General features: G+C 42.7%; 14 protein-coding genes. 11 read left to right on the forward strand and 3 right to left on the reverse strand.

The features are described from left to right. Window positions 1–14: 14 nt before the first annotated feature. Window positions 15–752 carry a MurR/RpiR family transcriptional regulator gene (locus IGI96_RS13715; RefSeq protein WP_015509457.1) on the forward strand — a complete coding sequence of 246 codons (738 nt, stop codon included), beginning with the start codon at window positions 15–17 and terminating at the stop codon, window positions 750–752. Window positions 753–775: 23 nt separating this feature from the next. Here IGI96_RS13715 and IGI96_RS13720 read toward each other — a convergent pair whose 3' ends face one another. Continuing rightward, the gene (locus IGI96_RS13720; protein WP_074931755.1) at window positions 776–1546 is read right to left on the reverse strand and encodes a MurR/RpiR family transcriptional regulator; all 771 of its coding nucleotides are present in this window, start codon (window positions 1544–1546) and stop codon (window positions 776–778) included. Between the two features lie 171 nt (window positions 1547–1717). On the opposite strand from IGI96_RS13720, the gene IGI96_RS13725 reads away from it, so the two are divergent. The 10 genes from IGI96_RS13725 to IGI96_RS13770 all read left to right on the forward strand — a co-directional run bounded on the left by IGI96_RS13725 (window position 1718) and on the right by IGI96_RS13770 (window position 11454). Next, window positions 1718–3109, forward strand: coding sequence for a glycoside hydrolase family 1 protein (locus tag IGI96_RS13725; protein ID WP_074931752.1), 1392 nt, complete (start codon window positions 1718–1720; stop codon window positions 3107–3109). A gap of 12 nt (window positions 3110–3121) precedes the next feature. After that, window positions 3122–4426: a PTS sugar transporter subunit IIC gene (locus IGI96_RS13730; protein ID WP_438785225.1), complete on the forward strand. Its 1305-nt coding sequence runs from the start codon at window positions 3122–3124 to the stop codon at window positions 4424–4426. 1 nt (window position 4427) lies between these two features. After that, complete coding sequence (locus IGI96_RS13735) at window positions 4428–4673, forward strand: hypothetical protein (protein WP_074931746.1); 246 nt, start codon at window positions 4428–4430, stop codon at window positions 4671–4673. Window positions 4674–4813: 140 nt separating this feature from the next. Beyond that, window positions 4814–6112 carry a PTS sugar transporter subunit IIC gene (locus tag IGI96_RS13740; protein ID WP_005225702.1) on the forward strand — a complete coding sequence of 433 codons (1299 nt, stop codon included), beginning with the start codon at window positions 4814–4816 and terminating at the stop codon, window positions 6110–6112. A 27-nt stretch (window positions 6113–6139) separates the two neighbouring features. After that, window positions 6140–6391, forward strand: coding sequence for a hypothetical protein (locus IGI96_RS13745; RefSeq protein WP_005235223.1), 252 nt, complete (start codon window positions 6140–6142; stop codon window positions 6389–6391). Window position 6392: 1 nt separating this feature from the next. Continuing rightward, window positions 6393–7487, forward strand: a complete 1095-nt coding sequence (locus IGI96_RS13750; RefSeq protein ID WP_034872254.1) for a DUF871 domain-containing protein — start codon at window positions 6393–6395, stop codon at window positions 7485–7487. A gap of 4 nt (window positions 7488–7491) precedes the next feature. Continuing rightward, window positions 7492–8604: an amidohydrolase/deacetylase family metallohydrolase gene (locus IGI96_RS13755; protein WP_010747945.1), complete on the forward strand. Its 1113-nt coding sequence runs from the start codon at window positions 7492–7494 to the stop codon at window positions 8602–8604. Continuing rightward, the gene (locus IGI96_RS13760; protein WP_015509463.1) at window positions 8588–9694 is read left to right on the forward strand and encodes a DgaE family pyridoxal phosphate-dependent ammonia lyase; all 1107 of its coding nucleotides are present in this window, start codon (window positions 8588–8590) and stop codon (window positions 9692–9694) included. The genes IGI96_RS13755 and IGI96_RS13760 overlap by 17 nt, the downstream gene beginning before the upstream one ends. Next, complete coding sequence (gene dagF / locus IGI96_RS13765; RefSeq protein WP_074931736.1) at window positions 9691–10440, forward strand: 2-dehydro-3-deoxy-phosphogluconate aldolase; 750 nt, start codon at window positions 9691–9693, stop codon at window positions 10438–10440. The genes IGI96_RS13760 and dagF overlap by 4 nt, the downstream gene beginning before the upstream one ends. Window positions 10441–10449: 9 nt before the next feature. Continuing rightward, entirely contained in the window at window positions 10450–11454 is a 1005-nt protein-coding gene (locus tag IGI96_RS13770) for a sugar kinase (RefSeq protein ID WP_015509465.1), read from the forward strand. A 106-nt stretch (window positions 11455–11560) separates the two neighbouring features. On the opposite strand, the gene IGI96_RS13775 is transcribed toward IGI96_RS13770, so the two are convergent. Then, window positions 11561–12139 (reverse strand): TMEM175 family protein, encoded by a 579-nt coding sequence (locus IGI96_RS13775; protein WP_010747949.1) that lies wholly within the window; start codon window positions 12137–12139, stop codon window positions 11561–11563. 99 nt (window positions 12140–12238) lie between these two features. Then, window positions 12239–12799 carry a TetR/AcrR family transcriptional regulator gene (locus IGI96_RS13780; protein ID WP_010747950.1) on the reverse strand — a complete coding sequence of 187 codons (561 nt, stop codon included), beginning with the start codon at window positions 12797–12799 and terminating at the stop codon, window positions 12239–12241.

The raw sequence follows: 12799 nt of genomic DNA on the forward strand, positions 1-12799 counted from the left end.
CAAGGAGAAAACTGATGGAACTCACTGCCGAGAATAAGTCATTTAGTAAGAAAGAATGGCAACTATTTCAGTACGTATTAAATCAGCAAGCAGAAGTCTGTTCGATGTCTATTCGTGAGTTGGCGGATGCAACAAAAACTAGCTCAACGACTGTTCTACGGTTTTGTCGAAAATTTGATTGCGAAGGTTTTTCAGAATTTAAAATCAAGCTGAAAAAGACGTTACAGAAACAAGGAAAGACTGATCGATTATTCAAACAAGATAAAAAAGCCCTGCACTATTTTTTTGAACGTATGGATGAATCCTTCTATCGAGAAACATTATTAACGATTGCTAAACGAATAAGCAAAACAAAACTTTTGATCTTAGCCAGTGATAGGGAATCAACACTTGCTTTGACCTATGCCCAACAAAAGTTTGCACGTTTAGATAAGATCGTGAGCGTAGAGGAAGAAGCAGCACCGATTAAATCTGTTTGGCGAACCTTAAGTAGCGAAGCCACGTTGCTGGTTTTTTCTAATAAAGGCGCCGATCCATTCCTTGAATCCTTGATTACTGAATGTACCACCGCTGGAATTTCGACCATTTCACTAACAAATCGTTCAACAACGTCAATTGCCAAACTTTCTGAGCGAAACTTTGCTTATTATTTTTCCGATAATCAAGCAGCTGATTCATTGTCCTCACAAATTCCAGCCATTTATTTGGTGGAACTTTTATTTGATTTAGTTACAGATTGTGAAGATCGCTGAATAAATGAAACTACCTGCGCCTATCAGAGAAGTTCTTCTGATAGGCGTATTCTTTTGGCAAATTTTTCAATTAAATAGATTGCTGGTAGTTGAGAAGTCAGTTCAATGGTTTTCTCTTTTTTTTGACTGGTTTTAAAAACAGTCTCTCTTTCGATGTAATAGGGCACCGTTAAGTCGGATAACTGGCTGATGGTTGAATCTTCAGTATTCGTGATGGCAATAATCTGACAATCTTTTTGATTTAACTTTTGTAAGTATCGAATCATTTCTTGTGTTTCCCCAGAAATAGACAAAACAATGATACCGGTTTTGCACAATATGTCTTCTGGAAACCAGTCGATAGGATAATTTGAGGGATCGTCAACTTTTAATGCCGTTTTTCCCAAGTCAGTAAAATAGAGTGCGCCATATTCCGCAATCGTTTCAGATAAGCCTGATCCAATAAATAGCACGAAGCTTTTGTTCTTAAGAATCTCTGTTGCTCGATCGATTCTTTCAGATAAAAAGGGCTGGTTTACTCGCTTCAAGAAATCAATTGTTTGGGATTCATCACTATCGGATATTTTAGATTTTACGAGAGAATCTAAGTAAAAGCGCAAATTGATCTTAAATTCAGTAAACGTATTACATTCAAATTTCTTGCAAAAGCGGCTAATACTAGCAGTACTGGTATGGGTCTCTTTGGCAAGTTCTTTCATCTTCATTTTAGACACTGAAGCCAAGTTTTTTGATACAAATCGGTAAACCTCGTATTCTAGTGCAGTAAGTTCAGGATTGTAGTCAAGGAAAAGCATGATGCACCTCCGTAACAAAGTGTTTTTTTTGTGGAACAAATGACAAGGGATGAAAACGTTCTCTATTTATGATTATAACATTATATTGATTTTACTTCATGCTATACTTTCGTTGTTCAATAATGTAAGCGGATGCTTCGCTTAGTGAAAAAGGAATTGTAGGAGGGCGACATGGCGTATAATTTTTCGAAGGACTTTTTCTGGGGTGCAGCAACGAGTGCGACACAATCAGAAGGAACGATAGCTGGAGACAATAAAGGAGAAAACATTTGGGATTATGCATCAAAAAACTATAACCATCGGTTTTTTGAAGGAGTTACAACAGAACATACATCAAGGTTTTATCAGGAAATGGAAGCGGATTTGGATCGAATGGCGGCACTTTCTTTTAATTCTTTTCGGACTTCGATCTCTTGGTCACGTCTTATTCCCGAAGGTACAGGGGAAGTTAATCCAGAAGCTGTTGACTTTTATACCAGAATGCTTGATGGGTTAAATCAAAGAGGCATCAAACCGTTTATCAATCTTTATCACTTTGACATGCCAATGAAATTACAAGAAATCGGCGGATTTGAAAATCGTGAGGTCATCGAAGCGTATCGGGCGTATGCGAAAATTTGTTTTGATCTATTTCATGAGAAAGTTGCGTACTGGTTTACCTTTAATGAGCCGATGATTCCAGCAGAAGCCGGCTATTTGCATGACCGACACTATCCTTATGTAGTAGATTTTAAACGGGCGGCACAAGTACTTCACCATATCATCCTTGCTCACTGTGAGGCAGTTAAGGTCTTTCGACAAGGAACTTATCAAGGAAGAATCGGTATCATCATGGATGTGATCCCAGTTTACCCAAGAAGCCAGCATCCTGCCGACTTAAAAGCAGCGGAAATGGCAGACCTCTTCTATACTCGCTCCCTTAATGAAGCGATTTTAAAAGGTCGTTACCCACAGGAGTTAAAGGCTATTTTAACGCGCTACGACCAAATGCCACGAGTGGAAGAACAAGATCTTGCTTTGATTGCTGAAACAACGATTGATCTGTTAGGGATCAATTATTACCGTCCACGGCGAGTGAAAGCCAAAGAATCTTTGCCTAATCCCGAGGGAGTTTTCTCACCAGAATGGTTTTACGATGATTACGAGATGCCTGGCAGAAGAATGAATACTTCAAGGGGGATTGAGATTTATCCTCATGGCTTGTATGATATCGCTAAAAAAATCCAGTTAGAATATGGGAATATTGATTGGTTTGTTTCAGAAAATGGCATCGGGATTCAGGGAGAAGAAACATTTATCGAAGGGGGGCAAGTGCAAGACAACTACCGAATTGCTTTTTTAAAAGAGCATTTAATTGAGCTTCATCAAGCAATGATGGAGGGGAGTAACTGTCTGGGGTATCACATGTGGACATTTGTGGACTGTTGGAGTTGGCAGAATGCGTTCAAAAATCGCTATGGCTTTTATCGTCTGGATTTAGAAACGGGAGAAAAAACGATGAAAAAGTCTGGCCTATGGTTTAAAGAAGTGATTCAAAAAAATGGTTTTTCAAACGAATTTTAGGAGGGTTTTATAATGAAAGTTTTAGACTCGGTTGCAATGAAGTTATTACCGATTGCCAATGCTATTGGACAGCAGCGGCACTTTCAGGCTATTCGAAATGGGTTGATTTCTATTTTACCGCTCACGATCGTTGGCTCTTTTTTCACTATTATTTTAAATTTGCCGATTCCTGGTTATACCGAATGGGTCGCTCCTTATTTACCGGCACTTGACATTCCTTTTCGATTTACGGTGGGGTTAATGTCTCTCTATGCCTCATTTACGATTGGCTCCAACTTAGGTGCTAGTTACAAACTCGATCGGATAACAAGTGGGTTTTTATCCATGTTAGCGACGATTTTAATGGTCGTTCCGATCAATTTGGCGGAAGGCATCAGCACGACAGGAGATGCCGTACTTGCAGGAAGGTATTTACCCATCGCTTCCCTTGGATCCCAAGGATTATTCGGTGCGATCATTGCGGCACTAGTTTCAGTAGAGATTTATCATTTTACAAAAGCAAAAAACTTGGAAATCAAGATGCCAGAAGGCGTACCGCCTGTTGTAGGCGAATCCTTTGCGGCACTCCTACCAACCTTGCTGGTTATCTTAGTCTTTTGGATTCTGCGCCACTTTTTCGGCTTTGATTTAAATGGATTGTTGACGATCGCCATCTCTCCTTTAAAAGGGTTCTTAACGGGAAATAATTTGATTGGTGGGATCATCACACAATTTGTAATCTGTGTATTCTGGGTATTGGGTATTCATGGCCATGCCGTTTTAGGTCCCATCATTCGCCCGTTTTGGGATCAGGCAATTTTAGAAAATGCAGAATTGTTCCAAAATGGGATGTCTGCCTTTGATCTACCAAATCTTTTTACCGAACAATTTTATCAATGGTATGCGCAAATGGGTGGAACAGGATCAACGCTTGCATTGGTTGTTTTGTTTATGTTCTCCCGTTCAAACTATTTAAAACAATTGGGGCGTCTTTCCATTTTACCGGGAATTTTTAATATTAATGAACCGATGATCTTTGGGACGCCAATTGTGATGAATCCACTGTTGGCAATTCCGTTTATTCTTGTGCCAATCGCTAATACTATCTTAGTCTATATCGTTACCGCTTTAGATTGGATGCCTAAGATGATGGTCAAACCACCATTTTCGATTCCCGCACCTCTTGGCGCATTGATTACCTCAAATTGGAATTGGGTTGCTTGTTTGATGGTCTTCGTCTGTTTCTTCGTTTCATTAGCGATTTACTATCCATTCTTTAAAGCATTTGAGAAACTTCAAGTGGCGCAAGAGCTAGAAACAGCTAAAGAAGGTGAGTAGAATGGTTCTAGTAGTGAGTTGTTTGATCTTGATTTTTCTGACCCATCTTCTTTTAGAAAAAAATAATGCCAAAATCACGCTGGCTTTTTGGAAACTATTACTTGTTTCCTTACTTTTCTTACTCAGTTTGTTTTTCTTGTTGATCCGCACTCCTTTGGCACCAGTTTTCATTTTGTTACTTATTATCAATTGTACCGTCATCCAAAATCGTTTTATGTATCAGTATCGACCGAAAGGACAACGATAGGACGCTTGATGGTTACTGTAGGAAATGTTATTGCGAAAAGATTATTCTATCTACTGTTTAAAAAACTATTTACGAACCCAGATCCTCTGTGCTATTATCCTTGTATAAACATTATAATGTTATAAACTAAGGAGGCGATTATGAAAGGGTTTGTAGAATTTATTGAACAGAAGTTGATGCCGATTGCAAATAAAGTGGGGATGCAACGGCACATGGTAGCGATTCGTAAGGGGATCATCGCTACTTTACCATTAACGATCGTTGGGTCGTTCTTTACGATTTTGCTGAATTTCCCCATTGAATCGGTCGCTGCGGTGATCGAACCGTATCGGGAAGTTTTGGATATTCCATTTCGTTATACAGTAGGATTATTGGCATTATATGCAACGTATGGGATTGCTTCATCGCTAGCCAAAAGCTACAAGCTGGATTCATTGACTGCGGGTATCTTAGCAACGATGTCCTTTCTTGTAACCGCTGCACCACCGTTGCGAGTCTTTGATTCTGTGGAAGGTATCATTGATGCCGGGCGTTATATCAATGTGGCCAACCTAGGTTCCGGCTCTTTGTTTGGTGCGATCGTTACGGCGATCTTGTCCGTTGAAATCTATCGTTTCTTTATCGTAAAAAATATCACCATCAAAATGCCAGATGGTGTGCCGCCAGAAGTGACAAATTCATTTATGGCATTGATTCCCGGTGGAGCGATCTTGATTTTGTTCTGGGTGATCCGTCATATGCTCGGTTTTGATATCAATGGCTTTTTAAGTAACTTGTTGATGCCGTTAAAAGACGTGCTAGCGGGTAACAGTTTGTTTGGTGGTTTATTGACTGTCTTCTTGATCTGTTTCTTCTGGGTACTGGGAATTCATGGACCAGCCATCATGGGTCCTGTCATTCGTCCCTTCTGGGATATTTCCATCGCTGAAAATATGGAAGCCTTCCAAGCATCTGGCAATGCGCATGAATTGCCTAATATTTTTACGGAACAATTTTTACAATGGTTCGTATGGATCGGTGGAGCCGGTACGACCTTAGCGTTGGTCGTTTTGTTCTTCTTCTCCAAATCAAAATACTTGAAACAATTGGGCCGTTTGTCCATCTTGCCAGGCCTATTCAATATTAATGAACCAGTGATTTTCGGTGCACCGATCGTAATGAACCCGATCTTAGGCATTCCTTTCTTGGTGGCACCGTTGATTACGACAACGATTTCTTACTTCGCGACCATTACGGGCGTCGTACCGATGATGGCTGCCAGACTTGGGTTTGCCATTCCAGCACCAATCGCCGCCTGGATGAGTACAGACTGGAGTATCGCAGCAGCGATTTTAGTAATCGTCAACTTCTTTATCACACTCGCAATCTATTACCCATTCTTTAAAGTCTTTGAGAAACAACAGATTGCCCGAGAGCAAGAAGAAGAAACAGCCGCTTAAGCAAAACAAAAAGAGTGAGGTGCAAACATGGGGATTTATGCCATTTGTTTATTTTTTGGTTGTCAAATTTGGTTAACAAAATCAGCACAAGGGAAAAAAATTCAAGAAGTGCCGTTTTGGCGGATGCTTTTGTTCGGGATTCTTGGCGTTGCTGCAGCGATCCTACTGAGCCGTCAGTTTCCGTGGGGACCATTTTTGACGATGACGGCGACGATTGTTTGCAGTTCGCTTTTACTGACACGTTTTACTGCTTTTTATGAAGAAATGAGGATGAGATAAGTTGAAAAGAAAACTAGGAGTATCGGTGTATCCCGATCACAGTGATTTTGAAACAGATAAAGCCTATCTGCAATTAGCCCATGATTATGGCTTTAGCCGCATTTTTATGAGTATGTTGGAAGTGAGTGACGGCAAAGAAAACGTGCAGAAAAAATTTAAAGCGTTGATTGATTTTGCCAAAGGATTAGGCTATGAAACGATTTTAGACGTGGCACCAGCCATCTTTTCTGAACTAGGCATCTCCTATGATGATTTGACCTTTTTCCATGAACTAGGTGCCGATGGAATTCGTTTAGATTTAGGTTTTGACGGCAACAAAGAAGCGATGTTGACCTATAATCCCTTTGGTTTAGCTGTTGAATTGAATATGAGCAATGATGTGGCGTATTTAGACAATATTTTGACCTATCAAGCCAACATTCCTTACTTATACGGCTGCCACAATTTCTATCCGCAAGAAGGGACTGCCTTACCCTATGATTTCTTTGAAAAATGCAGTCGTCGTTTCAAGGAAAAAGGCATTCGAACCGCCGCATTTATCTCTTCTCAAACGGGAACGATCGGACCTTGGGATATCAATGATGGCTTACCGACCTTAGAAATGCACCGAAGAATGCCTGTAGAAACTGCCGCAAAGCATTTGTTTGCCACAGGCTTGATTGATGATGTCATTATCGGCAATGCTTATGCTTCGGAAGCAGAATTGGCGGCACTAGGAGCGATTGATCGCTACCAGACCGCATTTGCGATTGAATTTGTGCCTGAAATCAATGAAGTTGAACGCCAAATCGCCCTTGACGAGCAGCATTACCGTCGAGGCGATATCACCGATCGGATGATCCGTTCCACAGAAGTTCGTAAAAAGTATAAGAACCATGACAATCCTGTCCATGACCACGAAGGCGTCTTTCAACGAGGGGACGTTGTGATCGGCAATGATCGTTTTGGCAAGTACAAAAACGAGCTGCAAGTCGTGCTGGAGCCTCACTCAGATCCACGAAAAAATAAAATCGGTTCGATCGTCGAACAAGAGTTAGTTCTGCTGCCCTTTATCCATCCATGGTCGAAATTCACTTTCACAGAGAGGAAGGTGTAACGAGATGTTTGATTTGATTATTCGTCAAGCCCGCACGATCGATGAAGAAGTATTTGATATTGGGATTCAAGACGGCAAAATCACTGCTCTGGCACCCACATTGCAGGAGCAGGCGAAACAAGAGCTGACCTTAGCAGAAGGGGAGTTCTTGTCAGCTGGTTGGATCGATGACCATGTCCATTGTTTCGAGGAAATGACGCTCTATTATGATTATCCAGACGAGATCGGTGTCAAACAAGGCGTCACGACCGTTATCGATGCGGGGACGACGGGCGCTGAAAATATCCATCGGTTTTATGATTTAGCCAAAGAAGCCAAAACCAATGTCTTTGCTTTAGTCAACATTTCCAAATGGGGGATCGTAGAGCAGGATGAACTTGCGGATCTGTCAAAAGTCAAAAAAGAATTGGTCAAAGAAGCACTGCAGAAGTTTCCTGACTTTATCGTCGGGATCAAAGCCCGAATGAGCAAAACGGTGATCGGTGAAAATGGCATCACGCCGTTGAAATTAGCGAAAACGATCCAAGCTGAAAATCAACCGCTGCCTTTGATGGTCCATATTGGTTCAGCACCACCGAATTTAGCAGAGATTCTCGCTGAATTGGAAACAGGCGATGTGGTAACCCATTGCTTTAACGGCAAAGCCAATGGGATTTTGGATCAGACAAACCAAACCATCAAGCCTTTCGTCTTTGCTGCCTATGAAAAAGGCTTGGTCTTCGATATTGGTCATGGGACAGACAGTTTCAATTTTGACGTGGCGGAGACAGCCTTTGCCAATCAGCTGAAGGCTTCTTCCATTAGTACAGATATCTACATTCGCAATCGTACCAATGGACCAGTCTTTGATTTAGCGACGACTATGGAAAAATTAGCGGTCGTAGGGTATGATTGGCGTGAGATCATCGAGAAGGTGACCAGTGCCCCTGCAAAGCAATTTCATTTACAGAACAAAGGCGAGATCGCATTGGGATATGATGCTGATTTTACGATTTTCCGCTTTGAAGCGGGCGAAAAGGAATTGACGGATTCTAACGGCAATCGCCGAATCACGACACAACAGATCGTGCCGCAAAAAGCGGTGATAGGAGGGGAACTTTTTGACACTGAATATTGAAGAATTAGGCTTGAAAGAAGTCATCAATGCTTCTGGCAAAATGACGATTCTAGGTGTCTCGAAAGTCAGCGAAAGTGTGCTTGCAGCCCAGCGCTACGGCGGGGAGCATTTCTTTGAAATGGCAGATCTAGCAGAAAAAACTGGGGCCTATTTAGCAGAATTGTTGAAAACGGAAGATGCACAGATTGTTTCTTCCGCTTCAGCGGGGATCGCCCAATCAGTGGCGGCACTCATCGGTCAAGGCGACAGCTATCATTTGTATCATCCATATAGTGAGAAAATCAGTAAGCGGGAGATCATTTTGCCCAAAGGCCACAACGTAGATTATGGCACACCAGTGGAAGTGATGGTGACACAAGGTGGTGGGAAGGTAGTGGAAGCAGGCTATGCCAATATGTGTACACCCGAGCACATTGAACAGATGATCACACCCGAAACGGCGGCGATCCTCTACATAAAGAGTCATCACACCGTTCAAAAAAGTATGTTGACGGTAGCAGAAACGGCCCAAGTTGCCAAGGCACACGATCTTCCATTGATCGTTGATGCGGCTGCTGAGGAAGATTTGTTTGCCTATACCCAAGCTGGTGCTGATTTAGTGATCTATTCAGGTGCCAAAGCACTGTCAGGACCGAGTGCTGGCTTAGTGATCGGCAAGCAGCCCTATGTCTCTTGGGTGCGCCTGCAATCCAAAGGGATAGGTCGAGCAATGAAAATCGGTAAAGACAATATTCTCGGATTTACCCAAGCCGTGACGGATTATCTAGCGGAGGGAACAGAATCTGGCGCTTCGATGCAAGAGCGTCTACAACCATTTATTGCGGCAATCAATGAAATCACTGGTTTCGAAGCAAAAATCGTTCAAGACAGCGCTGGCAGAGACATTTATCGGGCGAGTGTCAAAGTGAAAGAACCAAGTGCCAAAGCAGTGATCGACGCGCTAAAAGCAGGAGAACCAGCGATTTATACCCGTGAGTACCAAGCCAATAACGGCATTATTGAATTTGATATCCGAGCAGTCAATGAACAAGAAATGGCAGTGATCACTGATCGCTTACAAGAAATTATGTTAGGAGCAACCCAAAAATGAAAACTTCACCCAATTATTTCGCTGACCGTGTCTGTCTAAATGTGTTAGCAAACTCCATCGACAATGCGAAAGCTTGTTACGAAGCAGCAGAGGGCAACATCGTCCTAGGTGTTTTATCAAAAAACTATGATAGTGACGAGGCGGCTATCGCTGACATGAAGAACTATCAAGTGGCAACAAATAATGCCCTTTCTGTAGGGCTTGGTGCTGGCGACCCCAATCAAAGTGAAATGGTCTCCCGAATTTCCGCTGTTCTTCAACCACAGCATGTTAACCAAGTGTTCACGGGAGCGGGGACCTCACGAGCTTTGCTAGGACAATCTGAAACGATCGTCAATGCCCTTGTTTCACCAACGGGAAAAGTCGGCTATGTCAATATTGCGACTGGTCCATTGAGTTCACAAACTCCAGCTGCAGAAGTCCCAGTTGAAACAGCGATCGCTTTATTAAAAGACATGGGCGCTAGTTCTATCAAGTATTTTCCAATGAAAGGGTTGGCTCATAAAGCAGAATATCAAGCGGTAGCCGAGGCTTGTGCCGCGAATGATTTTTATTTGGAACCGACCGGCGGTATCGATTTAGAAAACTTTGAAGAAATCTTGCAGATCGCTGTTGATGCAGGAGTGAAAAAAATCATTCCACATATTTACAGCTCGATCATCGATGGCGAAACAGGGGACACACGCCCTGGAGATGTACAGACATTAGCAGAAATGACGAAAAAGGTGTTGGCAGCAGCCAAATAGGGGGGATCAATGATGCGGATCGGTGCTTACGGTGAGGTAATGATGCGGTTGACGCCACCAGAATATCGAACGTTGGAACAGACCCACTCTTTGCGGATGGATTTTACGGGAACAGGGGTCAATCTGTTAGGCAATTTGGCGCATTTCGGCTTGACGACGTCGATGCTGACGCAGGTGCCAGCCAACCGATTAGGAGATACGGCAAAAGCCAGCTTGCGTTCCTATGGAATCCAGACGGCATTTGTTGGCAAAAAATATAGTCATATCGGCAGTTATTTCGCCGAGATCGGCTACGGCGCTCGTCCGACCTATGTGACGTATCAAAATCGCCATCATAGTTCCTTTGGCGTTTCAGGTCCAGAAGAATATGCTATCGATGGGTTTTTAGAAACGGTCGATCTCATTCATATTTGCGGGATCTCTCTTAGTTTGACTGAGAAAACCTGGCAAACAGCTTTGGCTTTGGCCAAACAGGCCCATGCCAAGCAGATTCGCGTCTGCTTTGATTTCAACTTCCGTCCAAGCTTGAATGAAGAATTAAATCGGGAGGTACTGAAACAACGGTATGAAACGATCCTACCCTATTGTGACCTAGTTTTCGGCTCTGTCCGTGACTTGGAGGAGCTCTTGGCTTATCCCTTAGAGGAAACAGAAGGTGCCGAGCTTGCATTGATCCAATCCTTTATTGACCAGTATCAACTAGAATGGTTCTGCGGGACACGGCGTCTAGCCGTGGAAGACAAGCAGTTTATCAGCGGAAGGATCATTACGGCACAAGATACCTATGAAACGGCACCGCAGCTGCTGCAAGTGTTGGATCGGATCGGGGCAGGGGATGCCTATGCTGCTGGCGTATTATTAGGCTATGCCGAAAAATGGTCGCTCCAACGCACCGCTGATTTTGCTATCACGAATGCAGTTTTGGCTCATACAATGCTGGGAGATGTCCCCTTAACCACCAAAGAACAAGTTGAACAAGTCTTGCAGGCACCTGGGAAAGACTTGATTCGCTAGAAAAAACACTTGCGTCCTTCTCTTGATGGATGACTGCGCAAAAGTAGACCAATCGGCTGCTTGTGCGCAATCATTCACCGCTTTTAGGAGAAGGACGCAAGTGTTTTTATTGTTTTAAAAAGGTTTCTACTTTTTTCTCAGGGATCACCCACAACAATAGCACGAGACTATCCAGTGTGATGATAAATAGGGGATGGATCAGCCAGCCCAGGAGCAATGCCAGCACGTTGATAAACAACGTAAAGTAGAGTTTCTTGTATCCGCGAAACAGTTCCACGATGGCTTGATTGTCAGGATTGGCACGAACCAAGGATTTTCCAACTAGGAAATAGCTGAAATCCGTCAATAAAATGACAGCCCCATATAGCAGCTGAGGGGCAAGAGCGACTGGATAACGACTGACCCATGACGTTACAAAAGGAAAGAGGGTCAGTGCCAGAATCAACAAATGATTCGCCCACAAGGTCCAACCGTCGATTTTAGACACTACTTGAAATAGATGATGGTGATTGTTCCAGTAGATCGCTAACATCACAAAGCTGATCAAATAAATAATAAATTGCTGTTCCACTCCTAAAAAAGAAGCAAAGGTATCGCCTTCGGGCTGGTGCAATTCCAATACTAATAAGGTCATTACGATCGCAATGACCGCATCGGTAAAGGCTTCGATTCGATTTTTTGACATGTACATCCATCCTTTTAAGTTTCTGTTTACTGGATCAGTGTACGCGATTGTCAGAAATTCGTCGAATGATTATTCTTGGGACAAAAGCCAACGTTCCAACTATTTCGCAATTGGCCCATTGCCTAGTGCACCGAATAAAAACAAATCGATCGCTTCTGGCATCTTGTCTTCTTTTTCTGGTGAGTCCAAATGAGCCGCCATCAGTACTAACAATTGACTGGTGACAAATTCTGGGTCGACATCCGAACGGAGATTGGAATCACTGCGACGAAACAAGTCAAGAAACGGTTCTTTATAATTTTTCCGCCAAAGCAAGTACAGTTTTTTAGAAGTGTCCTCAGAAACGGTATGCTGAATGTCGTGCATCATCATATAAAAATTGATCCGATGCCGACTTCTTAAAAAAAGAAACATGTTCAAGATTTTTTCAGAGATCGTCAAGGAAGTATCTTCAACGGTCTGATTTAGCTTTCCAGAAACCTCTTGTGCCAAAGAAACCATCACTTCATAATAGATGGCTTCTTTGCCTTTGAAGTGATAATAAAGATTGGGTTGGGTGATGCCGACGGCTTCTGCGATCTGCCTAGTAGAAGTTGCTTGATACCCCTGCTGCATAAACAGGTTTTCTGCCACTCGTAATATTTTTTCTCGCAAGTTCAA

The organism is Enterococcus sp. DIV0421 (assembly GCF_051713745.1).
In the GTDB taxonomy this organism is placed as follows: Bacteria; Bacillota; Bacilli; order Lactobacillales; family Enterococcaceae; genus Enterococcus_D; species Enterococcus_D casseliflavus.

Coding starts and splice junctions, on each gene's coding strand:
- IGI96_RS13715 (WP_015509457.1), top strand. CDS start 15: ATGGAACTCACTGCCGAGAATAAGTCATTTAGTAAGAAAGAATGGCAA.
- IGI96_RS13725 (WP_074931752.1), top strand. CDS start 1,718: ATGGCGTATAATTTTTCGAAGGACTTTTTCTGGGGTGCAGCAACGAGT.
- IGI96_RS13735 (WP_074931746.1), top strand. CDS start 4,428: ATGGTTCTAGTAGTGAGTTGTTTGATCTTGATTTTTCTGACCCATCTT.
- IGI96_RS13755 (WP_010747945.1), top strand. CDS start 7,492: ATGTTTGATTTGATTATTCGTCAAGCCCGCACGATCGATGAAGAAGTA.
- IGI96_RS13730 (WP_438785225.1), top strand. CDS start 3,122: ATGAAAGTTTTAGACTCGGTTGCAATGAAGTTATTACCGATTGCCAAT.
- IGI96_RS13745 (WP_005235223.1), top strand. CDS start 6,140: ATGGGGATTTATGCCATTTGTTTATTTTTTGGTTGTCAAATTTGGTTA.
- IGI96_RS13740 (WP_005225702.1), top strand. CDS start 4,814: ATGAAAGGGTTTGTAGAATTTATTGAACAGAAGTTGATGCCGATTGCA.
- IGI96_RS13775 (WP_010747949.1), bottom strand. CDS start 12,139: ATGTCAAAAAATCGAATCGAAGCCTTTACCGATGCGGTCATTGCGATC.
- IGI96_RS13720 (WP_074931755.1), bottom strand. CDS start 1,546: ATGCTTTTCCTTGACTACAATCCTGAACTTACTGCACTAGAATACGAG.
- IGI96_RS13770 (WP_015509465.1), top strand. CDS start 10,450: ATGATGCGGATCGGTGCTTACGGTGAGGTAATGATGCGGTTGACGCCA.
- dagF (WP_074931736.1), top strand. CDS start 9,691: ATGAAAACTTCACCCAATTATTTCGCTGACCGTGTCTGTCTAAATGTG.